This is a genomic window from Pseudoalteromonas holothuriae (assembly GCF_945859825.1).
Lineage (GTDB): Bacteria > Pseudomonadota > Gammaproteobacteria > Enterobacterales > Alteromonadaceae > Pseudoalteromonas > Pseudoalteromonas holothuriae.
In genome coordinates this window covers 139,396-163,907 of sequence record NZ_CAMAPC010000001.1, presented here as the reverse complement: position 1 = coordinate 163,907, position 24,512 = coordinate 139,396, and the positions used below count along the sequence as shown (strand labels likewise).

Below are 24,512 nucleotides of genomic sequence, written 5' to 3'. Positions count from 1 at the left end.
CTAAAAAATGCTAAAAAGAAGGCCTACGATCCGTGACCATTCAGCCGAAGCAAATTTGTTTGCTCGTCGAGCTTTCATTGGATTTGTTTTTGTAGTTTCTTTAATCGGCATTTTAATAATGAATGTCTATAACCTTCAAGTTGTTGACTTCGATACTTACAAAACTCGCTCAAATGATAACCGTATAAAAGTCATTCCTATCGCACCTAACCGTGGGTTAATCTACGATCGAAATGGTGTGTTGCTGGCTGAAAACCGCCCAGTCTATAATTTAGAAGTCGTACCTGAAGATGTTAAAGATCTAAACAAAAGCCTCTCACAAATTAGCCAGTTACTTGCAATTTCCGAGCAGCAAATAAGTGATTTCATAGAAGATATTAGCAACAACCGTCGCTTTAAAAGTCAGATACTTAAAGCTCGCTTAAACGAAAAGGAGGTAGCTGTTTTTTCGGTTAATCAGCATAAATTCCCTGGTTTTAGTGTTGAAGCGCGCTTGTCTCGTTACTACCCATATGGCGATACACTTACTCATGCACTGGGTTATGTCGCAAAACTCAACAAAACCGAGTTAGCAGAACTTGAACGCCAAGAGCGAGATACCAATTATCGCGCAACCTATGATATTGGCAAACTTGGTATAGAAAAATACTATGAACAACAACTTCATGGGACCGTTGGCTCACAGCGTGTAGAAGTAAACAACCGTGGCAGAGTATTACGCACTTTAAGTGTAGAGCCACCTATTCCAGGACAAGACCTGGTGTTAACTTTAGACATCGGCCTACAGCAAATAGTACAACATGCATTAAAAGATACCCGAGGGGCTGTAATTGCTATCGACCCAAAAGACGGGGGAATTTTAGCGTTGTACTCAAATCCCAGTTACGACCCAAACCTATTTGTACATGGCATAAGTAGTGAGAATTACAAGCAGCTGCTAAATGAAGATAGACCACTTATTAACCGTGTAACACAAGGCCGCTATCCTCCAGCGTCTACAATAAAGCCCCACTTAGCAATTCTGGGCTTAGAAGAAGGCTTGGTAACAGAAGACTCTACAATTTGGGACCCTGGATTTTTTCAAATTCCAAACGTTGATCATAAATGGCGAGACTGGAAACGTTGGGGTCATGGTCATGTAGACGTTTATACAGCCATTGAAGAGTCTTGTGACACTTATTACTATCGTATTGCCTATAAGCTAGGCATAAGTAAAATTGCTAATTTTATGGACCAATTTGGCTTCGGCGACTTATCTGGTATCGACATTCATGAAGAAACTGCAGCAATACTACCCACAGTAGAATGGAAACGGGCTCGCTTCAAAGAAAACTGGTGGCCAGGTGACACTATTTCTGTTGGTATCGGACAAGGCTATTGGACAGCAACACCCATTCAAATAGCCAACTCGGTAAGCATTTTAGTTAATAAAGGGGCTCACCGACAACCTCACTTAGTGCAAGTAGCTAAACAGGAAGAGGCAGTGACACATTTGTTCACAGAGGAAAAGCCCCCGGTTCAACTCAAAAACCCACATCATTGGCAAATTGCATTGGATGCGATGCATAATACAGTTATCAGAGGAACTGCTCGCAGTGCATTTAAAGGCGCAACATATGACCCAGCGGGAAAAACTGGCACAGCACAGGTTGTCAGTATCGCCCAAGGCGAAAAATATGATGCTAAGAAGCTTAAGGAACGCCATAGGGATAATGCGGTTTATACCGGTTTTGCACCATTTAATGACCCGCAAATAGTCGTTGCTGTCGTCGTTGAGAATCAAAAAGCTGGCGGTAGCACGATTGCAGCACCCATAGCGCGTCAGATGATGGACTATTACTTTTCTGCTTACCCTCTCGATACGGACTCACAATGACACCGCTGCATAATAAACGCACCATTTGGCAAAAAGTTCATTTAGATTGGCCTTTACTATTGGCATTAGTGTTAATGATGTTAGGCAGCCTAACAATTGTGTATAGCGCCAGTGGTCAAGATACCAATATGATGCTTCGCCATGCTACGCGCATGGCAGGTGCTGTTATTGCCCTTTTTTTTATGGCACAACTTTCTCCAAATACGTTAAAACGGATTGTCATACCTATGTACTTAGTGGGACTCGGTATGTTAGTTGCTGTACTGTTTGTCGGTGTCAGTAGTAAAGGGGCTCAACGCTGGCTAGATTTAGGTGTTACACGATTCCAACCCTCAGAAATAATGAAAATAGCTGTACCGATGATGGTTGCTTGGTACATTGGTCAACATCGCCTGCCACCGTCTATTTGGAATCTACTGGTCGGCTTTACAATCGTCATTGTGCCAACTTTTTTAATAAAAGAGCAGCCTGATTTAGGCACTTCAATTTTAATTGCCAGTTCAGGTATTTTTGTTCTATTTTTATCTGGCCTTAGTTGGCGCCTCATTGGTATGTTTACGCTATTGGCAGGCCCTGCGGGGTTGGCATTTTGGCATTATGGTATGCATGCATATCAAAAACAACGAGTATTGACGTTTCTAAACCCTGAAAGCGACCCACTTGGGGCTGGTTATCACATCATTCAATCCAAAATAGCCATTGGTTCAGGTGGCGTAGAAGGCAAAGGCTGGTTACAAGGTACTCAGTCTCAGTTAGAGTTCTTACCTGAAAGGCATACTGACTTTATTTTTTCTGTACTAAGTGAAGAGTTTGGTTTATTTGGTGTTGTCATGCTATTGAGCGTTTATCTATTTATAATTGGTCGAGGTCTTTATATTGCAGTAAATGCACAAGATGCATTTAGTAAACTATTAGCAGGTGCGCTCACCCTAACATTCTTTGTGTATGTCTTTGTTAATATTGGTATGGTTTCAGGGTTACTCCCTGTCGTAGGCGTCCCTTTACCGCTGATTAGTTACGGTGGAACATCAATGGTAACCTTAATGGCAGGCTTTGGCATTATTATGGCTATTGCAACAGATAAGAGGATGCTTTTAAAGTCATGAATAAAGTGCTGTTACAACTTGGCTGGTGTTTTATTTGCCTAGTACTGCTAAACGCCTGTAGCAATCGCTACCATATAAAACACGATAAAGCACCGCTAAGAGCCCCTACAGAGCTTGAAATGCAAGATGCTGTTATAACCAATGAAGCAAAAAGTGTTAGCGCTGGTCGCCCTTATTCAGTTCTAGGCAAACGCTATACACCAATGTCAGATGAAAAAGGCTACCTTATGGAAGGGGTCGCGTCATGGTATGGCAGAAAGTTTCATGGCTATCACACATCAAATGGTGAAATTTTCAATATGTTTGATATGACAGCCGCTCATAAAACCTTACCCCTTCCAAGCTTTGTTAAAGTAACCAACCTAGACAACGGAAAAAGTGCCATAGTGAGAGTCAATGACCGAGGTCCTTTTCATGATGACCGACTTATTGACCTATCTTACGCGGCAGCATACAAACTGGGATATCACTTAAATGGTACAGCTAAAGTTAAGGTAGAGGCCATTACTCTTGAGCGCCAAACGCCACGTTTAACTTACATTCAAGTAGCAGCAGGTAGCCAATTAGATAAAATACAAGCCATCGCTCACGCATTAGAACAAAAAATGGCGCTTGATAATGTCATCACATTGGAAAATGGATTATATAAACTACGATTAGGGCCAATGGAAAGTGATAAACACGCACAATCTGTACTAAATAACTTGCGAAAAGGTGAATTCATCCAAGCCTTCTTGCTTTATAGTGATCAACAACTTTAGAATATTGCGGTGACGCTGACTAACTTAACCAAAATTGCGAGCATAATGACTTTATTAAAATCAAAATTTATTACTCAAATTTGTGGCCTAGTGTGCTGCGCCTCGATTTTTGCAGCTAACGCACAGATATTGCCCTCCCCCCCTCAAGTGAACGCTAAAGGTTATTTTTTAGTTGACTTTACGACTGGCAAAGTGATTGCACAAGGCGAAGCCGACACCAAATTAGCGCCTGCTAGCTTAACTAAAATGATGACCAGTTACGTAATAGGAACCGAAATAAACGCAGGTAATATTGCCCCTAGTGATATGGTAACCATCAGTGAAAAGGCATGGGCCAAGAACTTTCCTGAGTCTTCAAAAATGTTTATCGAAGTAGGTAAACAAGTGAGCGTAGATGATCTAAATCGTGGGGTCATTATTCAATCAGGCAATGATGCCTGCGTAGCCCTTGCTGAGCATATCGCTGGCAGTGAGAGTGCCTTTGCTGATTTAATGAATGCGCACGCCGAAAAACTTGGTATGAGCAATAGCCACTTTATAAATAGTCATGGCCTAGATACGGATCAACACTATACAACTCCTAGAGATATGGCAACGCTTAGTGCAGCGCTGATTCGTGATGTACCAGATGAATACGCAATATACAAAGAAAAATCATTTACTTTTAATGGCATAAAGCAATATAACCGTAATACGCTGCTATGGGATGCGAGCCTAGATGTTGATGGTATAAAAACTGGCCATACATCTGAGGCAGGCTACAGCTTAGTGACATCAGCAACCAAAGATGACATGCGGTTAATTGCCGTGGTAATGGGTACGGCGAGTGAACGAGCTCGTAAGGTTGAAAGTAAAAAGTTGTTGAACTACGGCTTTAGATTTTATGAGACAATCACACCGTATAAAGCAGGTGATAGCTTTGTTGAACAACGTATTTGGATGGGGAGTCAAGAGACCGTATCATTAGGTATTTTGCAAGATACGCCAATTACGATACCTCGCGGACAACGTAAAAACCTAAAAGCAAACTTTGAGCTAGATAAAACACTTGAAGCGCCACTTGAAAAGGGCAGCAAAGTCGGTACTTTGTTTTTACAGCTTGAAGGTGAAGAAATTGCTCAATACCCCCTTGTTACACTTGAAGAAGTTGCAGAGGGTAGCTTCTTTTCTAAGATTTACGACTATTTACGTTTACAGATCGCCCAATAATTTAAAAAGTATAAATAAACGCCTCCTTCGTGAGGCGTTTTTTTTTATCACAAAAATGGTAGAATGCCGCCATTATGTTCGGTTAGAGAACCTAACCTAATGAGTTCAACTTGCAAATCAGCAAGCCCGTTCTAATAGTGAGGACACCGTTGTGGTAAAGCCAGTAGAAAATACTAAGTTTGACGAGTACTTAGACTTCCCATGCCCGTTCACCTTTAAAATCATGGGTGTGGCAAATGTGAACCTTACGGACCAAGTGTTAACTAAACTCCAAGCAATTGCACCAGGTGACTATGTGCCAAAAGTTAAGCCTAGTAGCAAAGGGACATATGAATCTATCACCGTAGTTGCCACAGTGACATCAAAAGAGCAAATTGAGCAAATTTACACCGATGTTGGCTCATTGGAAGACGTACGTTACGTACTTTAATGAGCACAGCTAAGAATATGAGCCAATATAAAGTGATTGTGCGCCAGTTAGGTCGACGTAGCTACGAGCCAATTTGGCAAAAAATGCAAACTTACACCGATAAACGCGATGATAATAGCGCTGATGAGATCTGGCTAGTTGAACACGATAGTGTATTCACCCAAGGTCAGGCAGGTAAAGAGGAGCATTTACTCGCGCCAGGCGATATCCCAGTAATCAAGGTCGACCGTGGTGGTCAAGTTACTTACCATGGCCCCGGTCAGCAAATGATGTATGTATTGTTTAACTTACGCCGTTTAAAAATTGGTGTTCGAGAGCTTGTTACTTGGCTAGAACAGTGCATTATCGACTGTCTTGAAGAGTACAACATCATAGCTTACGCAAAAGCAGACGCACCGGGTGTGTACGTCAATGAGAGTAAAATTGCGTCTTTAGGGTTACGAGTACGCCGGGGCTGCTCTTTTCACGGCTTAGCACTGAATGTAAACATGGATATGTCTCCATTCTTAAGGATTAATCCATGTGGCTATGCCGGAATGAACATGGTACAAACAAGCGAATTAAATGGCCCAGACTCAATGGAAGAAGTCGCCAATGGGTTAGTCAAACACATGCTAAAACGTCTCAGTGCAGAGTCTGTTGAGCAAACACTAGGGTTTGAAAACGAATGAGTAAACCAGTAAAAATGGAGCCAGGGGTAAAACTTCGAGATGCTGAAAAAATGGCATTGATCCCCGTTAAAATACTTCCTACAGAACGACAAGAAATGCTACGTAAGCCTGATTGGTTAAAGATCCGTTTACCAAAATCAAGTGAGCGTATCGACGGTATAAAACAGGCTATGCGTAAACACGGCTTGCACTCAGTATGTGAGGAGGCATCTTGTCCAAACCTTTCTGAATGCTTTAATCATGGCACAGCCACCTTCATGATTTTAGGCGCTATTTGTACGCGTCGTTGTCCATTTTGTGATGTTGCTCATGGCCGGCCACTCAAACCAGATGCCCAAGAGCCTGAAAAGTTAGCACTGACTATCAAAGATATGAAATTAAGCTATGTGGTAATTACTTCTGTAGATAGAGATGACTTACGTGATGGTGGTGCTCAACACTTTGCGGACTGCATTACTGCGATTCGTAAACATAATCCTGATATCACAATTGAAATTTTAGTTCCTGACTTTCGTGGTCGTATGGACCGTGCTCTAGAAATTCTAACGCAAACCCCCCCAGATGTGTTTAATCACAACCTAGAAACAGCACCACGCCTATACAAATTGGCAAGACCCGGCGCTGATTATAAATGGTCTTTAGAATTGTTACGCCGATTTAAAGAAGCACACCCTGAAGTTAAAACAAAATCAGGATTAATGGTCGGCCTGGGTGAAGAAATCTCAGAGATTGAGCAAGTACTCCGTGACTTGCGGGAACATAATGTGGATATGCTCACCGTAGGCCAGTATTTGCAGCCTTCTAAGCATCATCTACCCGTAAAGCGATACGTGCCACCAGCCGAGTTTGATGCGTTAAAAGAGTATGCTGATGAAATTGGCTTTACTCACGCAGCATCTGGGCCATTTGTTCGCTCAAGCTATCACGCAGATCAACAAGCTGCTGGTAAAGAAGTGAAGTAAACTTCATTTGAGCAAAAAGCGCCATGTGGCGCTTTTTTTGTGTCTAATAAATGTGTAATACCTATTTTATTGAAACATTAATCATTCTAGTGAGCTAAATTTCACGCTAACTTCTTTAGAAAAAACGGTGTCATTGCGCCTTAAATTACCCGTTCGTAAAACATAGATTACAATCGTTAACATTGATTTATAGCAAAACTATTTCAATTTATGACACACCAGTATATCTTGCTGAACTCTCTCACATATAAAGGAGCAATTTGTGCTTAAAAATAAAACACTGGGGAGTATGCTGATCGTTGCAGGTACAACCATAGGTGCAGGAATGTTAGCGCTACCGATTGCATCCGCAGGGTTAGGCTTTGCAACCGCATTAATATTAATCGTACTGTCTTGGTTGCTCATGACCTATACCGCTTTATTAATGCTTGAACTCCACCAGTATGCAAGTGCTGATGCAACGCTTAATACACTCGCTAAATCTCTACTAGGAAAGCGCGGGCAATATATTGCCAACTTCGCCATGGTGTTCTTATTTTATGCATTATGTGCTGCCTATATTGCTGGAGGTGGCGCACAGCTTCAAGACAAAATTAACAATGCATTAGGCGTTAATGTAGCCCCTCAAATTGGCTCCATATTGCTTGCTATCTTAGTTGCAAGCGTTGTAGCTGCTGGCACCAGTACAGTTGATAAGCTCAATAAAGTGCTATTTAGTATAAAAATTACAGTACTTGCCACTTTATTTTTTGTTTTAAGTCCCTATGTGCACGGTAAGCACCTACTTGATATGCCAATTCAACAAGGCTTAGTCGTTTCTGCGATTCCTGTTATTTTTACTTCTTTTGGCTTCCATGGCTCTATACCATCAATTGTGAAATATGTAGGGCTTGATATTAAATCGTTACGACGGGTTATGATGTTTGGCGCAGCGCTTCCTTTGACCATCTACGTTTTTTGGCAGCTTTTAAGTCAAGGCATAATGAGTCAACAAAGTTTAATGCAAAGTGAAGGGCTAACAGGGTTTGTCACGAACATATCCAGTATTGCTCACAATCCTCATATCAGTACTTTTGTAACTATATTTGCAGACTTGGCACTAGCAACATCTTTTCTAGGCGTGAGCCTTGGCCTCTTTGATTTCTTTGCTGATGCATTCAAAAAAGGCAATGGCAAACTTGATCGCGCAAAAACCGCACTAATTACTTTTTTACCCCCACTCGGGTTTGCATTATTTTATCCACAAGGGTTCATTATGGCACTTGGCTACGCTGCAATCGCACTTGTCATATTGGCTGTATTTCTACCTGTTGCTATGGTTTGGTCACAACGTCGCCAGGGTAGACAAACAGCAGGCTACCAAGTTAGGGGGGGAACGCTTGGACTTGCAGTTGCAGCTCTTTGCGGTATTTTAATTATCACAGCGCAAGGACTACAAATGACAGGTGTTACCCCGTCATTAGGATAAAAATACAATAAAGTAGTTACCCAGTAACTGCTTTACTAATTTTGCCCTGAGACTCCAATTGGGTCTGACTCTTGAGCTTTACCTTGTAAAATAGAGATTTCAACGCGTCGATTTCGTCTTCTATCCGCATTTGTTTCATTTGGGACGAGTGGCCGAGTATCTGCGTGACCTACTACAACTAAGCGATTTTTATCAAACCCCGGCGCTTTGATCATTTCACTGGCAACGGCAACCGCCCGTGTAGCGGATAAATCCCAATTATTGCTATACAGCTCATCGCTTACTTGAAAATCATCAGTATGTCCCGACACCGTGATTTCGCCTGGTACATCTTTAAGTAAGTCTGCGATTTCTCTTATTGTTGGCGTAAACTTAGGCTGTAAAAATGCACTGCCAGAGGGAAACGCCCCATTTTCTTGGATACGAATAATAATTTGCTGGCCAAGTGACTCTAACTCTATCGCACCGTCCATAATCTGTTTTTCCATCTGCTGCGCAATTTTCTTAACAAGTTCGTTCACCTGCTCTTGATCAGCAGCAGAAATCGCTTGGGTCATCGCTTGCTCTTGAGAGGTACTTTGTGATTCGCCACCACGTTTATTTCCCCTTTGCTCTTGCCTTCCACCTGCAGAGCTTTCCTCTCCAGCTTGAAATTCAAGCATTTGCTGTGTCATTTCGACTGTTTGCTGCTGAATAGTCTCAATTGGGGTGGGTTCTGGTTTACCTGGTGTAAATTCCATTGCGATAACACTGGTTCCTTTAGGTATATCTTTTACTTCTATTTTATTTTGCACACCAAATGCAAATTTCATAGAACCCGCTATTTGTTTAAATTTCAGTACATCCATTTCCGAAAAAGCCAACAGCAAGACAAAGAAACACATTAGTAAAGACATCAGATCCGCAAATGTACCCATCCAAGCTGGCAGCCCAGGGGGTGGACATTTACACTCTTGCTCATCAGACATCAGCGTTATTCCTCTTTCTCATGCACGCGTTTTGACTCTGGTAAGTAATTTTTAAGAATGCCTTCAATTACTTTAGGGTTTTGGCCATCTTGAATACCCAAAATCGCATCAAGAATAAGTCTTTGATTGAGTTCCTCTTCATCTCGACGAAGCTCTAACTTTGCCTGAATTGGAATGGCAACAACATTCGCTAAAAAAGCACCATATAAAGTCGTTAGCAATGCAACCGCCATAGCAGGACCAATCGCTTTGGGGTCATCCATATTAGACAACATAGCAACCAAGCCAATCAAAGTGCCAATCATACCCATCGCGGGGGCTATATCTCCTAGCTTTTTAAACAAAGAAGCGCCTTCATCATGGCGGTTAGTGGTTAAAGAAATATCTTTTTGTAAAGTGGCTCTGACGACATCAGCATCATGACCATCCACGAGCATATCAACTCCCTTACGCATAAAAGAATTAGGGATTTCAGCTTCTTCCAATGCTAAGAATCCCCCTTTGCGCGCTGAATCTGCTAACTCAACTGACTTTTCAATTAACTCTTCCGGCGTCTCAATTTTGAACATAAAGGCTTTGCCAACAACCTTACCAATCACGAAAAACTTTGGCATGCTAAAGTTTGCAAGTACAATAAACAACGAACCACCGAACACAATCACGCCTGAAGCAGCATCAGCAAACATAATTACTTCGCCATCACTACTCATGAACATGGACATCACAATTAGGCCTATTGCGCCTAAGATCCCAATAACGGTTGCTAAATCCACATATCCTCCAAAGAGTATTATCTATTCTAATTCTTGCTCACACGACCAATTCAAATAAAACACACAAAAGGTGCTCTGTTCGCTGTTGAGCACACAGCAATATTTAAAGGCGACCTTTTACTATCGGCAAGCTACTGAATATCTTAAATCAATTATATTAAAAAGCACCAAAATTGCGAGTTCCATCATTCAGTATATATCTACTGAGTTAACATATTGTATCGCAAAATCATGCTACAAACTTTGACCTCACACGTCATTGCCCCTAAAATTGGGCTCTTAAATTTTATAACGGCTTTAATTAGTTAAGTTACGAGACAATATCATGGCAACAAAAAAACCAGAAAATCTGAGTTTTGAAGACGCAATGGCAGAATTAGAAGGCATTGTTCATTCAATGGAGCAAGGCACCTTAACCTTAGAGCAGTCTTTAAAACAGTTTGAACGTGCAATTGCACTGGCTAATTCATCTACCAATAAGTTGCAACAAGCCGAGCAAAAAGTGTCTATTCTCATGGCTAATGACACTCAAAGTTTAGCAACTGCATTTGATGGTGATGTGGAATAAACTGTGGAATTAAAAACGCAACTACACAACACACAAGTCCGCGTAGCGGATTATGTAGAGCAATACTTTGCCCGCGCTCTTGATACCGATGAGACCATTAAATCCGCAACACTCTATAGTATTAATAATGGTGGTAAACGATTAAGACCATTTTTAGTTTATGCCACTGGACAAATGCTTGGTGCAGATATAAAAGACTTAGATGTGGTAGCAGCTGCCATTGAATGTATTCATAGCTACTCTTTAGTTCATGACGATTTACCAGCAATGGATGATGATGAATTACGACGTGGTAAGCCTACATGCCATATTGCATTTAATGAAGCACACGCTATTTTAGCAGGTGATGCACTGCAAACTATTGCCTTTGAACTACTCAGTGGCCATACCTTTAAAGTCCCCGCTACGACACAAGTAAAAATGCTATATACATTAGCCAAGGCATCTGGAATTGAAGGTATGATAGGGGGACAAGCGCTCGACCTCGCTGGAACAAATACCACGGTTACATTAGCTGAGCTTGAAAGAATTCATAAGCTAAAAACTGGCGCACTGTTAAGCGCGGCTATCGAACTGGGCGCATTATGTGCTTTAAATGTAGAGGCTTCAACACACCAAGCACTGCAACGCTACGCGAAAAATGTTGGCTTAGCATTTCAAGTGCAAGACGATATTTTAGACATCGAAGGCGATACACAGTCTCTGGGGAAACCTCAAGGCTCTGACATTGAAAATAATAAATCTACTTACCCGGCACTACTAGGCCTAGAAGGGGCTAAAAGCAAAGCTCAAAGTTTAATTGATGAAGCAATCTTAGCACTTGAAGACATAAAAGAAGATACAACGATTTTAGCCAATTTAGCGCATTACATCATTGAGAGAAACTATTAAGTTTTGCTTAATTATTCGTTATTCATGACAAATTAATGGCTAATTTGTATAAATAAATAAAACTAACCGCTGCCTTTGTATATAATTGTGCGAAGTTTGCGTAGGACACATAATTGATACCATGAAATTGGATAGTAGCAAGTACCCCTTATTAGCTTTGGCAGATGATCCAAAGCAGCTGCGTCAAATGCCGCAGCACAAACTTAGCGCGTTCAGTGATGAACTGAGAGAATATTTACTCAACTCAGTATCACAAAGTAGTGGCCATTTTGCATCAGGCTTAGGCACAGTAGAACTTACTGTCGCACTACACTATGTGTATAACACACCTGACGATCGCTTAATTTGGGATGTCGGGCATCAAGCATATCCTCACAAAATCTTGACTGGCAGGCGTAATCAGATCCACACAATTCGCCAAAAAGACGGTTTACATCCTTTTCCATATCGTGAAGAAAGTGAATACGATACATTCAGTGTTGGTCATTCTAGTACTTCAATTTCTGCAGCGTTAGGTATGTCTATTGCCGCTAAAAAAGAAGGTAAGGATAGAAAAACCGTAGCCGTAATTGGAGACGGCGCAATTACTGCGGGAATGGCTTTTGAAGCAATGAACCACGCTGGCGATATAAAATCTGACATGCTCATCATTCTTAATGATAATGAGATGTCAATTTCAGAGAATGTAGGTGCCCTTAACAATCACTTTGCACGTATTCTTTCTGGTAGCTTTTACACCAATATTCGTGAAGGTAGTAAGCGGTTACTTTCTGGTGTGCCACCAGTTAAAGAATTAGCGAGTCGTGTGGAAGAGCACTTAAAAGGTATGGTGATCCCAGGTACATTTTTTGAGGAACTAGGGCTTAATTACATCGGCCCAATTGATGGCCATGATGTCAACATGCTGGTCGACACACTGCGTAATATGCGCAATCTCAAAGGCCCACAACTACTTCATATCAAAACCCAAAAAGGCAAGGGATACCAACCTGCTGAGGCTGATCCTATCGGATATCATGCAGTACCAAAATTTGACCCTAGCATTCATAGCTTACCTAAATCAAAGCCCAGTGCAGCGACTTTTTCAAAAGTGTTTGGTGACTGGCTATGTGATCAGGCCAAACAAGACCAACGCCTGATGGCAATTACTCCAGCCATGCGTGAAGGCTCTGGTATGGTGCGATTTTCAAAAGAATATCCCGAACAATACTTTGATGTTGCTATTGCTGAGCAACACGCGGTAACTCTCGCCGCAGGTTTTGCCTGTGAAGGTTTAAAGCCCGTTGTTGCTATTTACTCTAGCTTTTTACAACGCGCCTATGATCAGCTAATTCATGATGTTGCTCTGCAAAACCTGCCTGTATTGTTTGCTGTCGATAGAGCCGGTGTAGTTGGTGCTGATGGTGAAACTCACCAAGGTGCGTATGACTTGAGCTTTATGCGCTGCATTCCAAACATGGTCATCATGGTGCCAAGTGATACCAATGAGTGTCGTCAAATGCTACATACAGGCTATTTGCATCAAGGCCCTGTTGCAGTACGCTACCCTCGTGGTAGTGCAGGTGAAGCGGCCATAGAAGAAAGTATGCAGCCGCTGGCAATTGGTAAAGCAAAACAAATTCGTGAGGGCAAGAAATTAGCAATCCTCAATTTTGGGACGCTTTTACACAATGCCAAACTGGCAGCAGAACAATGTGATGCAACTTTAATTGATATGCGTTTTGTAAAGCCACTCGATAGTGAGTTATTAAACGCGCTATTAGCAACACATGAACACTTTATTACTTTAGAAGATAATGCTGTTGCAGGTGGCGCTGGCAGTGCTGTTAGCGAGTTTTTTGCTAGCATCAATGCAATGCCTAAGGTTACTCACCTGGGCTTACCTGATGAGTTTATAAAACACGGGACACAACAGCAAATGCATGCCGAGTTAGGGTTAGATGACCAAAGTATCTTAAAAAAAGTACAAGATATAATATAAAAGGAGCAGTCGCTCCTTTTTCATCTTTTTGGCTCTAGTGGCAAACAAATTTAAGACGTTTAAAACATCCTACTCATACTGCTTAACCTCATATATGATGCAGAGCCTACCATTACCGAGATAATATGTTTGTTATAATAATTTTTTATTAAAACCTTGAACATTCTAGCGAGCTAAATAGCTCATTCACTGCGTTAGAAATTACTAATGTAGAATAACGGTGACATTTCATACGCTTTGTTCATTGCAAGATGTCTGGCTTATGTACTGCGCAGTCTCATTAGGCGTGATTAACGCATCCACACCTTAACATCTGCTAAACCATTGCTTTGTAGTACTTCAAGTTGAGATTCAACGTTACTGCTTTGCTCAAACTCAAACGCATCTAATTGATCATCAAAAGTAATCGTTGCAGCGCCATCTCCACCTCGCTGCTTTACTTGATGTAATGCGATATCAGCAAGGTTTACAGAAGCTTCCCAACCAATAACCTGGCCACCAAGCAAGGGTAATGGATACAAAGACCACCCCATTGAAATACTCATTCCTAAAGACTTACCGTTAGGCAACTTAAAATCGAAACCAGCTACCGCTTTGCACAATTCTCTAGCATAACTGTCAACTTCATCACGCTTAAAGTCTCGCAACAGTAATAAAAACTCATCTCCACTCCAGCGCGCAACATAGTCAGAGCCTTGTGTTCGTGAGTTTAATAAAGCTGCCATCTGTTGCAAACAACTGTCACCACCAAGCGGGCCATACGCATCATTTACTTTACTAAACTTATCTATATTCAATATCATTAACACAAGGCTTTTATTTTGTTGTTGTAATGATTGAGCGTTGCGCTGAAAATGCTCCACATCTTTAGGCAATTGATCGAATAAAAAGCGTCGGCTACGTAAGCCTGTTAACTCATCAGTATGACTGACTAGCTTAAGCTGTGTATTAACTTGGTTGAGTTTCTCGTTTGCTTTTCTCAGCTCAGTAGTACGCTCAGCAACCAAATCTTCTAATGCTTGATGTTTTCGTCGTTCTTGCGCTCTTAATACCCAAAATATTAAATAAAATAAAAAAGCAAAACCGCAGGTAATTAACAATCTAAAATACATCGTTTCATCAAACCGCCTAGGAATAAAAATGCTGATCCGCTTATCTGTGGCAGCTTGCCAATCTTGCCCCCGCCTTTTAGCTTGGAGCTCAAAGGTATATTCACCTGGAGTTAAATTAGTGTAAATTGCATCTTGACGACGTTGTGTTTCGCGCCAATCAGCGTTAGTAACACCATTACTTAAAAGTCGATACCTAAACTCAATACTCTGGGGCGCATAAAAATCAATAGCAGTATATTGCACCGTCAAATCACGCTCTGCGGTATTCAAAACAATTTTATTTTTTAACTCTTTACCTGATAGCCTGCGTTCAGGCGTAAATAAAGCTTCTAGCTTTAAAGCCAATTCATCTGAACCAAATAACTGCATATCTTTAGGTATTTTTACAACACCTTGAGAACTTGGATACCAAATAGCTTCCTCGGTTTCCATTACCGCATCATTACCAAACCCCGAGCAGCAGCGACTCGCTTTTCCATCTAGTTGCCTGTCAAACTGGCTAATAACTTGATCCACTTTAAGGTTCGTAATTGCCCCTTTAAACTGAGCAACGGGCATACGATATACACCTTTTTTTGTGCCGACCCAAACTTGATGTAGGTACTTATCATAATATAAGGAAGTTATTGAACCATATGGCAGGCCATTAGATGCATCTAATTGATGCCACTGCCCAGCGGCAGTGCGATAAAAAAGCCCATCGCTCCAAGAACCAATTAATGTCGCTACATCTTGAATATGAAATATGCTAGTTATATAAGCACTTTCTAATGACGTTTGCCCACCAAGTTTCTCAATACCACGTTCGTTATAACGATAAGCGCCTTTATTAGTACCAATAAAACCAAAACTTGGTAGGTCCACCATAAAAGTAATAAATTGGCTTCCTAAAAAAGTGTTGTAGTTAAAAGGCGTTAACTCCGAGTATTCTAATCGATACAACCCACGACCAGTACCAAACCATAATCCCCCTTCATTTGAAGGATTAATAGAAAACACCGGGTTTTGACGTAACTCTCGATGAGGTAGACTGCGTAAATTTCCTTGCTCATACACCAACACTCCTCGATCAGTTCCCATTAGAAGCGTTTCACCTTGAAACTCAAGGTCATTGACCGTCAAACGCTCTAAACGATTAATATCGATAATTGGTTTATAGTGCTCACCTTGCTCTAAAATGCCAACGCCATAACGATTTGCAACCCAGATTTGCCCAGATGGAGAACGTGTGATAGCTGTGATACCTTGATTAACATCAGGGCCGACTGAATATCGCTCAACTTTACCAGCATGCGCAAACCATAACCCTTCATTCAAGCTAGCAAGCCAGATGTTGTTTTCTTGATCTTTAAAAATATCTGAAAACCAAACACTCTGCTCTGACTGCACAGGGCGAACTGACTGCCACTGCCCCCGACCCTCTTTAAACATTAAACTATTAGAGGTAGAAACCCATACTCCACCCTCTCCATCACTCATAAATTTATAAACGGCTGTATTACCAATTTCATCATAACGGCGTAACACTTCATCAATATCTAAAAAGTATGCACCGAGTTCTGTTCCTAAAAATAAACGCCCATCTATCCATGCTAAATCATGTAAAATAGTTTGTGCTAGCTGCTGAGGTAGTGACAAGCGACTAGACAGTTCAAGCCTAAATGCATTTTCAGTTGAGGAACTTGCCTGTTTAATCTTTAATAAATGGCGCTCGTTCACTAACCAAATACCGTCATTAGCGAGAGCCATTTTTGTGACAGCCCCTACTATTTGATTAATTTTAACCGCTGATAATTTGCGCGACTGTGCTGCTGAACTGGCAAATGACAAATTGCTATGAGAAATATAATGTAGGCCATTAGCGGCTATCCATATACTCCCTTGTTGGTCTTCTAGAATATCTCTTACTGGGCCAGGGATATCTAGTGAATGAACTTCCAAAGTTTGAGGGTCTAAACGATGTACGCCACGACGAGTACCAACCCATAGCATCCCATCTTGACCAACTAATAACTTATCAATGGCATTGGAGCGCAAAAAATCGGTATTTTGGGTTGTTAGATTAGTAAACTTTTGACCATCGAAGCGGCTTAAACCAAACTGGGTGGCTAACCATATGTAGCCCTGTTGGTCTTGAGCAATACTTTTAATAGATTGTGACGGTAAGCCATTTTGTAAATTCCACTGTTTCACAACATAGTCGTTGATAGCCGCATGCGCAAATTGCGTCATGATGCTGAGCACAGTAACAAATACAAACCTAAACAATCTATCCGTAGTAAACACTATTTCCCGCCTAATCTCAGAGCGTTAAAACACCAGTTTTAAACAAAGCTTGTAAACAAATCAATGAAAAAATACCGGCAAGAATATCATCTGCCATAATCCCGAAACCGCCATGTAAGCGCTTATCAAGCATTTTTATTGGTCCTGGCTTTACAATATCAAAAAAACGGAACAATAAAAAACCAACAATTAAAGACTGCCAACTTAATGCAGCCCCCAGCATAGTAATATAAAAGCCAGCTACTTCATCCCAAACAATCGCAGGGTGATCATGTACTTGCACATCTCGTGCAGTTTGCCCACAGACCCACAAACCAAATACACTGATAACAATTGCAAATACTACTTGTAGCCAAAGCGGAAAAGTCGCAGTCATAAAAATAAAAGGTAAAGCAGCAAAAGTACCCATAGTACCCGGAGCAACTGGTGATAACCCAAGCCCAAAACCTAAACCAAAAAATTGATGGGGACGTTTTAAATTAAATTTATACTTCTTAGACAAAGTAACTCCTAGCTAAAATGCTCAAAGCCAATATTTGGCAATGGCATTGTTTGATTGTGATAGAGCAACTCTAACTTGCCGTCATTGTTGACTACCTGCCCAATACAAACTGGCTCTACGCCATATTGCTGAAGCTTAGCCTCTAATATACTTTTGTTATCATCACTAACCGTAAATAGCAACTCATAGTCATCACCATATGCTAGTGCTAACTGCAATCGAATATCATCATTTTTCAAACTATTTAATGCCGCAGATGTAGGCACTTTATCCGCATGTATCACTGCACCTACGCCAGATTGTTTGAGAATATGTGACAAATCAGCCAATAAGCCATCGGAAATATCTATTGCTGACGTTGCTATGCCTCTGAGCACTTGCCCTGCTGCAACCCTTGGGGATGGAAAATGAAAACGCTTATTGGCATTTTCTAGATGCTCCTCAGCAATTGACCAGTTTTGCTTGCGTGCTTCAATAGCTAGCCCAGAATCACCCAGAGGTCCTGTAACATAAATCCAATCGCCATTTTTAGCACCTGAACGGGTTAATGCTTTACCTTGAGGCACAATTCCTTTAGCGCACACCGTGATAGTTAATGGCCCTTGCGTGGTATCACCACCTACAATTTGAACATTATAATATTCTGCTATTTCATGCATACCATCAGTAAACTCCTCTAGCCACTGCGCATCAATACTTGGCAATGTTAAGCCCAAAGAGACCCAAGCAGGTTCTGCGCCCATCGCGGCTAAGTCGCTTAAGTTCACAGCCAACGCACGGTGACCTAAAGCTCGAGGAGAGATATCTGCAAAGAAGTGAACGCCTTCAACCAGCGTATCTGTGGTCACAGCCAACTGACAGCTTTCGGGAACACGGACTAGCGCGCAATCATCACCGATTCCTAAATCAACATCGCGACGAGCAATGCCTCGTCCGGTAAAATAACGATTAATGAGTTCAAATTCCTTCATACACAAAAAAGCCGGCCAACGCCGGCTCTCCTTATATTTAGCCTTACTTGCGAATGTCTTTTACGGCTTTATCTAAAACACCATTAACAAACTTGTGGCTATCTTCAGCGCCAAATATTTTAGCCAATTCGATGCCTTCATTAATCGCCACCTTATATGGCACATCTTCTCTGAACTTAAGTTCATAGGCGCTAACTCTAAGTACCGCTCTTTCAACCTCATCTAAATCATTAAACGGGCGTGACAGATGCGGTTTCACTAGTTCATCTAGCTGCTTTTGATTAACGGCAACACCGCGTGCTAAATCTTTGAAATACTCAACATCTACTTTTGACACATCGTTTTCAATCAACATTTGTTGTTCAATATCAGCGATTGGGTTACCACTTAGTTGCCAAGAATAAACGGCTTGCAAGGCCAATATACGTGCTTTACGTCTTGCTGCTGGTTTCACAGAGGATCCTCTTAAATTTGCTCTAGTACGTTTACCATTTCTAAGGCGCCAAGTGCAGCTTCACCACCCTTGTTGCCCATTTTAGTACCCGCACGTTCTATGGCTTGCTCAATACTTTCAGTGGTTAGGACGCCAAATGCGACAGGGATATCATAATCCATTGACACAGTTGCCAAACCTTTATTTGACTCATTTGCGACTAAATCAAAATGTGGTGTACCGCCACGAATGATCACGCCCAATGCAATGATAGCATCAAACTGCTTTTTCATTGCAATGCGCTTAGCAGCTAGAGGTAACTCAACGGCACCAGGTACATACACCACAGTGATGTCATCATCACTTACGCCACCGGTACGCTTTAACTCATCTACAGCGCCTTCAAGTAAACTGCTACCAATAAAGTCGTTAAAACGAGAAATAACAATGGCAAACTTTTTGCCCGGTGCATATTTGTTACCTTCAATAATGTTCATTAGATGATCCTAATCTTATAAATACCAATGCTGAAGCATGTCCCGAAATGTTCGGTCAAGCAATTGCCAAATTGGGGCGCATAATAGCACAATTTTAAGTATCCCCAAACAACTTAAAACGGGCCTATATTAGGCCCGTATGTTTATTTTTGCCGGTTACTATTTTGGCTCAACATAATCAACAACTTCTAGATGAAAACCTGAAAGCGCATGATACTTCTTCGGCATACTCATCAAGCGCATTTTTTGAATCCCTAAATCAGCTAAGATTTGAGACCCGACACCCACTGTACGAGAAGTACCTTGAAACTTACGTACCGTCACTTGTTCACCCTGATCTTGCGCTGCAAATGCTTTCACCATAGCCTCTATTTCAGCACCTTGTTCTTGCTTGCCAAGCACTACTAAAACACCGTTATGCTCACTGATATATTGCATCGCACTATGTAAACTCCAGCTTCTATCGGCCCCACGGTCTGACAACAAAATATCGTTAAACGTACTTTGTAAATGCACACGCACCAATGTAATATCATCTGACTTTACTTGCCCTTTAACGAGCGCATAATGTAGCTGGTTATCGATGGTATCTTTGTATGTAACTAAATCAAATTCGCCATACTCTGTTGGCAATTTACATTGCGCTACTTTCTCAATCGTCGTTTCATTTAAGTTTCTGTATTCGATTAAATCAGCAATCGTGCCAATTTTAATATCATGCTCTTTCGCAAAGACTTCTAACTGAGGGCGACGAGCCATAGTGCCATCTGGATTCAATATTTCAACAATCACAGATGATGGTTCACAACCTGCCAAACGTGCCAAATCGCAACCAGCTTCGGTGTGACCTGCTCGGGTTAATACACCACCAGGTTGTGCCATAATTGGAAATATATGACCAGGTTGAACGATATCTCCAGGCTGTGCACCTTTGGCTACAGCCGCTTGTACTGTTCGAGCTCTGTCCGCTGCTGAAATCCCTGTAGTTACCCCTTTGGCCGCTTCAATCGAGAGCGTAAAGTTTGTAGAAAACTGAGCGCCGTTATTACGTACCATTAACGGTAAATCCAGCTGTTGACAGCGCTGTTGAGTCATCGTTAAACAAATTAAGCCACGACCATAAGTTGCCATAAAATTAATAGCATCAGCCGAGATATGTTCAGCTGCAATAATTAAATCGCCTTCGTTTTCTCGGTCTTCGTCATCCATCAAGATAACCATTTTTCCGGCTTTAATATCATCAATGATCTCTTGTGCGCTGTTCAAATTCATAATTTACCTATCTAATTAAGGTTTATTTGGGGTTATTTAATAAAGCCCGCTTTGGCTAACAAACTGGCTGTGAGAGTTGAGTCACTAGCTTGAGGTTGTGCTCCTAGCACTAAACGCTCTAAGTAACGGGCAATTTGATCGACTTCTAAATTGACCTGACTGCCAATTTTAAAATCAGCAATGGTCGTTTCTTGTGCTGTATGGGGCACTATGGTCAATTTAAACTGCTGATTTTTTACTTCGTTGACAGTCAAACTAATACCATCTATCGCAACTGAGCCCTTATGTGGAATGTACTTCATAAGCTCTGCGGAAGTTTCGAGCCAATACTCCGTCGCACGCGCATTCATCTCAATAGCAACCACAGTTGCAATACCATCTATGTGGCCTGAGACTAAGTGGCCGCCCAAACGAGATATTGGTTGTAGCGCTTTTTCTAAATTAACTTTTTGCCCTTTTTTATAATGAGAGAACTGGGTCAAGTTAATGGTCTCATTCGATAAGTCAGCCCTAAAACCATCTTTAAACTTTTCTACTACAGTTAAACACACACCGTTAGTGGCAATACTATCGCCTAGGTTGACATCACTCATATCTAAATTATGGCTCTGCACTCGAATGATTAAGTCGCCTTGCGAGGCCGTTAATTCATCAAGTGTACCTGTTGCTTCAATAATACCTGTAAACATATTGCCTCTTATTAGCAGGGTTTAGCTGTAATACGAATATCATCACCGACTTGGCTCACATCAAGAAACTCTAATTGAGCCACGTCATCCATTGCCGTAACTTCAGGTAGACTAAATAAGCTTCTGCCATAACTACCAATAAGCTTTGGAGCCAAATATATCACGTATTCGTCAATTAATTTTTGCTGGGCAAATACACCAGCCAAGGTAGCGCCAGACTCAAGCCATACACCGTTTATACCTCGACTAGCCAAACATTCTAAAACGGCATGGCAAGACACTTTTTGGTGCTGTTCTTGTAGTACTATTTGCTCAACGAAATGAGGCCATTGCACACTATTATCAAGGTGTGTACGTAAAATTAATATCGGTGATTCTATTTGAAATAATGCCAAATCAGGTGTTAAACGATTTTGTGAGTCAATAACCACACGCACAGGTTGTCGCAACGACAGCCCTTGCGGTAACTCAATTTTACACTCATCAGCACGCACATTGAGCTTTGCGTTATCCAATATCACTGTGTCTGCACCACTTAATATGGCACAGCTTTGAGCTCGAAAATATTGTACATCTTGGCGTGCTGTGGCACCTGTGATCCATTTGCTTTGACCATTTTTTAATGCCGTTTTACCATCCAAACTTGCCGCTAGTTTGCAAGTAACATACGGTAAGCCATGCTCCATTCGCTTAATAAAACCTTTGTTAAGCGCCCTAGCTTGCGTTTGCATCAAGCCATAAGATACCTCAACACCAGCTTGTTCTAACATGGCTAAACCCCGCCCTGCAACCTTTGGATTGGGGTCAACCATCGCTGCAATAACACGTTTAACTCCCGCTTTAGCCAACCCTTCTGCGCATGGCGGTGTGCGCCCAAAGTGGCTACAAGGCTCTAGCGTAACGTAAGCCGTGGCATCTTGTGCTTTTCGTCCAGCTTCTTTTAATGCATTTACTTCAGCATGCCCTTCACCCGCCCGTTGATGATAGCCTTGCCCTACAATTTGCCCGTCTTTAACAATAACACACCCTACATTGGGGTTAGGTGTGGTTGTAAAGCGCCCTTTTTTGGCAAGCTCAATTGCCTGTGACATATAATAAAAATCATCATCGGAAAACACCTTTAATCACCTAACCTTGCAATTTCTTCACCAAACTCTCTAATATCTTCAAACGAGCGATATACTGATGCAAACCGAACATAAGCTACTTTATCAAGTTTTTTAAGCGCCTCCATGATGCACTCACCAATTAAGTGACTTGGCACTTCTCGCTCGCCTGTGGCACGAATTTTAGATTTAATTTCATGGATCACTTCATCAATTTGCTCTGTGCTAACAGGTCGCTTCTCTAGCGCTCTTGCTAAACCATTTATAAGCTTATCTTCATTAAACGGCTCACGAGATCCATCTTGTTTTATCACTCTTGGCATGACCAACTCAGCCCCCTCAAAAGTGGTAAAACGTTCATGGCATTCAATACACTCTCGGCGTCTTCGCACTTGGTGGCCTGAACTCACTAAACGGGAGTCTATAACTTTGGTATCTTTGGCAGTACAAAAAGGGCAATGCATATTGATTCACTTTAAAAAGCTAACAAAAAAAAGCCGCTAAATAGCGGCCTTTATAATAACAAAAAATGCTGTTTTGTGCGTAAAATTATGCGTAAACAGGTAATTTAGCGCAGATTGCTTTCACTTTCTCTTTAACTTCTGCCTGTACTGATTCATCATTAATGTTATCAAGCACATCACACATCCAGCCTGCTAACTCTTTTGATTCAGCTTCTTTAAAGCCACGACGTGTAATTGCAGGAGAACCGATTCGCAAACCAGAGGTCACAAATGGTGAGCGTGGGTCGTTTGGTACAGAGTTTTTGTTCACTGTAATATTGGCACGACCCAATGCTGCATCAGCATCTTTACCGGTAATATCTTTATCAATTAGGTCAAGTAAGAACAGGTGATTGTCTGTTTTGCCAGAGACCACTTTGTAGCCACGCTCTTGTAAAACACTCACCATCGCTTGAGCATTTTTCACAACCTGCTTTTGATACACTGTGAACTCAGGCTGCAGTGCTTCTTTGAATGCAACCGCTTTAGCAGCGATAACATGACACAAAGGACCACCTTGGCCACCTGGGAATACAGCACTATTTAGCTTTTTATAAATCGCTTCATCATCACAAGCTGAAATGATTAAACCACCACGAGGGCCCGCTAATGTTTTGTGTGTTGTTGTTGTTACAACGTGTGCATGTGGCACTGGACTTGGATATACGCCAGCTGCAACAAGTCCTGCTACGTGTGCCATATCAACCAGTAGATAAGCATCTACTTTGTCAGCAATTTCACGGAATTTAGCCCAATCAACAATACCAGAATATGCTGAGAAACCACCAATAATCATTTTCGGCTTGTGCTCAAGTGCTAATGCTTCGACTTGTGCATAATCAATTTCACCGGTTGCTTCATTTAGACCGTATTGAATCGCATTATATGTTTTACCTGAAAAGTTCACATGTGAACCATGAGTCAAATGACCACCGTGCGCTAAGCTCATACCCAATACAGTATCATGTGGTTGAAGCAACGCTTGAAAAACCGCCGCATTTGCTTGAGAACCAGCGTGAGGCTGAACGTTCGCGTAATTTGAGCCAAACAGTTCATTTGCGCGATCGATTGCCAGTTGCTCAACCACATCTACGTGTTCACAACCACCGTAGTAACGTTTACCAGGATAGCCTTCAGCGTATTTATTTGTTAACTGAGACCCCTGAGCTTCTAAAACGCGAGGGCTACAGTAGTTTTCAGAAGCAATAAGCTCAATATGCTCTTCTTGGCGGGTGGTTTCAAGCGCAATCGCTTTTGCTAATTCAGGGTCAAAGTCTGCAATATTCATGTTACGTTCTAACATGGGGTCTCCTAGGTGCACGTAAGGTATAAAAAGCCATATTGTACGCTCTAATGCGTATCATGCCTATGATCTTGGCATGAGCATATTTAAACAGGGATTGAATTTATTTCACAGTGTTAAAGTAATGATATTTTTTTATTTTAACATTAATATTATTAATGATTTTTACAAATA

23 protein-coding genes are annotated in these 24,512 nt (G+C 41.5%); 11 read left to right on the top strand and 12 right to left on the bottom strand.

The window, feature by feature from the left end:
* Positions 1 to 7 precede the first annotated feature (7 nt).
* The 8 genes from mrdA to OCI93_RS00630 all read left to right on the top strand — a co-directional run bounded on the left by mrdA (position 8) and on the right by OCI93_RS00630 (position 8,483).
* Positions 8 to 1,876 carry a penicillin-binding protein 2 gene (gene mrdA, locus OCI93_RS00665; protein WP_261592459.1) on the top strand — a complete coding sequence of 623 codons (1,869 nt, stop codon included), beginning with the start codon at positions 8 to 10 and terminating at the stop codon, positions 1,874 to 1,876.
* A complete protein-coding gene (gene rodA / locus OCI93_RS00660; protein WP_261592460.1) occupies positions 1,873 to 2,982 on the top strand; it encodes a rod shape-determining protein RodA in 1,110 nt (369 codons plus the stop codon). Before mrdA ends, rodA begins: the two co-directional genes overlap by 4 nt.
* Positions 2,979 to 3,743: a septal ring lytic transglycosylase RlpA family protein gene (locus tag OCI93_RS00655; protein WP_261592461.1), complete on the top strand. Its 765-nt coding sequence runs from the start codon at positions 2,979 to 2,981 to the stop codon at positions 3,741 to 3,743. The genes rodA and OCI93_RS00655 overlap by 4 nt, the downstream gene beginning before the upstream one ends.
* Before the next feature lie 45 nt (positions 3,744 to 3,788).
* Entirely contained in the window at positions 3,789 to 4,952 is a 1,164-nt protein-coding gene (locus OCI93_RS00650; protein ID WP_261592462.1) for a serine hydrolase, read from the top strand.
* 151 nt (positions 4,953 to 5,103) lie between these two features.
* Positions 5,104 to 5,382, top strand: coding sequence for a DUF493 family protein YbeD (gene ybeD / locus OCI93_RS00645; RefSeq protein WP_261592463.1), 279 nt, complete (start codon positions 5,104 to 5,106; stop codon positions 5,380 to 5,382).
* A 17-nt stretch (positions 5,383 to 5,399) separates the two neighbouring features.
* Positions 5,400 to 6,053 (top strand): lipoyl(octanoyl) transferase LipB, encoded by a 654-nt coding sequence (gene lipB / locus OCI93_RS00640; RefSeq protein ID WP_261592464.1) that lies wholly within the window; start codon positions 5,400 to 5,402, stop codon positions 6,051 to 6,053.
* The gene (gene lipA / locus OCI93_RS00635; RefSeq protein ID WP_261592465.1) at positions 6,050 to 7,015 is read left to right on the top strand and encodes a lipoyl synthase; all 966 of its coding nucleotides are present in this window, start codon (positions 6,050 to 6,052) and stop codon (positions 7,013 to 7,015) included. The genes lipB and lipA overlap by 4 nt, the downstream gene beginning before the upstream one ends.
* Positions 7,016 to 7,277: 262 nt before the next feature.
* Positions 7,278 to 8,483 carry an aromatic amino acid transport family protein gene (locus OCI93_RS00630; protein ID WP_261592466.1) on the top strand — a complete coding sequence of 402 codons (1,206 nt, stop codon included), beginning with the start codon at positions 7,278 to 7,280 and terminating at the stop codon, positions 8,481 to 8,483.
* 35 nt (positions 8,484 to 8,518) lie between these two features.
* Here OCI93_RS00630 and OCI93_RS00625 read toward each other — a convergent pair whose 3' ends face one another.
* Positions 8,519 to 9,451, bottom strand: a complete 933-nt coding sequence (locus OCI93_RS00625) for a flagellar motor protein MotB (RefSeq protein WP_261592467.1) — start codon at positions 9,449 to 9,451, stop codon at positions 8,519 to 8,521.
* A 5-nt stretch (positions 9,452 to 9,456) separates the two neighbouring features.
* Positions 9,457 to 10,224 carry a flagellar motor protein PomA gene (gene pomA, locus OCI93_RS00620; RefSeq protein ID WP_261592468.1) on the bottom strand — a complete coding sequence of 256 codons (768 nt, stop codon included), beginning with the start codon at positions 10,222 to 10,224 and terminating at the stop codon, positions 9,457 to 9,459.
* Positions 10,225 to 10,549: 325 nt separating this feature from the next.
* On the opposite strand from pomA, the gene OCI93_RS00615 reads away from it, so the two are divergent.
* The 3 genes from OCI93_RS00615 to dxs all read left to right on the top strand — a co-directional run bounded on the left by OCI93_RS00615 (position 10,550) and on the right by dxs (position 13,664).
* Entirely contained in the window at positions 10,550 to 10,792 is a 243-nt protein-coding gene (locus OCI93_RS00615) for an exodeoxyribonuclease VII small subunit (RefSeq protein WP_261592469.1), read from the top strand.
* A 3-nt stretch (positions 10,793 to 10,795) separates the two neighbouring features.
* The gene (gene ispA / locus OCI93_RS00610) at positions 10,796 to 11,683 is read left to right on the top strand and encodes a (2E,6E)-farnesyl diphosphate synthase (RefSeq protein WP_261592470.1); all 888 of its coding nucleotides are present in this window, start codon (positions 10,796 to 10,798) and stop codon (positions 11,681 to 11,683) included.
* Positions 11,684 to 11,804: 121 nt separating this feature from the next.
* Complete coding sequence (dxs, locus tag OCI93_RS00605; RefSeq protein WP_261625551.1) at positions 11,805 to 13,664, top strand: 1-deoxy-D-xylulose-5-phosphate synthase; 1,860 nt, start codon at positions 11,805 to 11,807, stop codon at positions 13,662 to 13,664.
* Positions 13,665 to 13,954: 290 nt separating this feature from the next.
* On the opposite strand, the gene OCI93_RS00600 is transcribed toward dxs, so the two are convergent.
* The 10 genes from OCI93_RS00600 to glyA all read right to left on the bottom strand — a co-directional run bounded on the left by OCI93_RS00600 (position 13,955) and on the right by glyA (position 24,338).
* Positions 13,955 to 17,044, bottom strand: a complete 3,090-nt coding sequence (locus tag OCI93_RS00600; RefSeq protein ID WP_261592662.1) for a ligand-binding sensor domain-containing diguanylate cyclase — start codon at positions 17,042 to 17,044, stop codon at positions 13,955 to 13,957.
* A gap of 34 nt (positions 17,045 to 17,078) precedes the next feature.
* Positions 17,079 to 17,564 (bottom strand): phosphatidylglycerophosphatase A family protein, encoded by a 486-nt coding sequence (locus OCI93_RS00595; protein ID WP_261592472.1) that lies wholly within the window; start codon positions 17,562 to 17,564, stop codon positions 17,079 to 17,081.
* Between the two features lie 8 nt (positions 17,565 to 17,572).
* Positions 17,573 to 18,535, bottom strand: a complete 963-nt coding sequence (thiL, locus tag OCI93_RS00590; protein WP_261625550.1) for a thiamine-phosphate kinase — start codon at positions 18,533 to 18,535, stop codon at positions 17,573 to 17,575.
* Between the two features lie 43 nt (positions 18,536 to 18,578).
* Positions 18,579 to 18,989, bottom strand: a complete 411-nt coding sequence (nusB, locus tag OCI93_RS00585; RefSeq protein ID WP_261592474.1) for a transcription antitermination factor NusB — start codon at positions 18,987 to 18,989, stop codon at positions 18,579 to 18,581.
* 11 nt (positions 18,990 to 19,000) lie between these two features.
* Entirely contained in the window at positions 19,001 to 19,465 is a 465-nt protein-coding gene (gene ribH, locus OCI93_RS00580; RefSeq protein ID WP_261592475.1) for a 6,7-dimethyl-8-ribityllumazine synthase, read from the bottom strand.
* A gap of 159 nt (positions 19,466 to 19,624) precedes the next feature.
* Positions 19,625 to 20,737 carry a bifunctional 3,4-dihydroxy-2-butanone-4-phosphate synthase/GTP cyclohydrolase II gene (gene ribBA / locus OCI93_RS00575; RefSeq protein ID WP_261592476.1) on the bottom strand — a complete coding sequence of 371 codons (1,113 nt, stop codon included), beginning with the start codon at positions 20,735 to 20,737 and terminating at the stop codon, positions 19,625 to 19,627.
* Positions 20,738 to 20,769: 32 nt separating this feature from the next.
* Positions 20,770 to 21,426 carry a riboflavin synthase gene (locus OCI93_RS00570; RefSeq protein ID WP_261592477.1) on the bottom strand — a complete coding sequence of 219 codons (657 nt, stop codon included), beginning with the start codon at positions 21,424 to 21,426 and terminating at the stop codon, positions 20,770 to 20,772.
* 11 nt (positions 21,427 to 21,437) lie between these two features.
* The gene (ribD, locus tag OCI93_RS00565; protein ID WP_410007609.1) at positions 21,438 to 22,517 is read right to left on the bottom strand and encodes a bifunctional diaminohydroxyphosphoribosylaminopyrimidine deaminase/5-amino-6-(5-phosphoribosylamino)uracil reductase RibD; all 1,080 of its coding nucleotides are present in this window, start codon (positions 22,515 to 22,517) and stop codon (positions 21,438 to 21,440) included.
* Positions 22,518 to 22,546: 29 nt separating this feature from the next.
* Positions 22,547 to 22,996, bottom strand: coding sequence for a transcriptional regulator NrdR (nrdR, locus tag OCI93_RS00560; protein WP_171627637.1), 450 nt, complete (start codon positions 22,994 to 22,996; stop codon positions 22,547 to 22,549).
* 85 nt (positions 22,997 to 23,081) lie between these two features.
* Entirely contained in the window at positions 23,082 to 24,338 is a 1,257-nt protein-coding gene (gene glyA / locus OCI93_RS00555) for a serine hydroxymethyltransferase (protein ID WP_261592479.1), read from the bottom strand.
* Positions 24,339 to 24,512 lie beyond the last annotated feature (174 nt).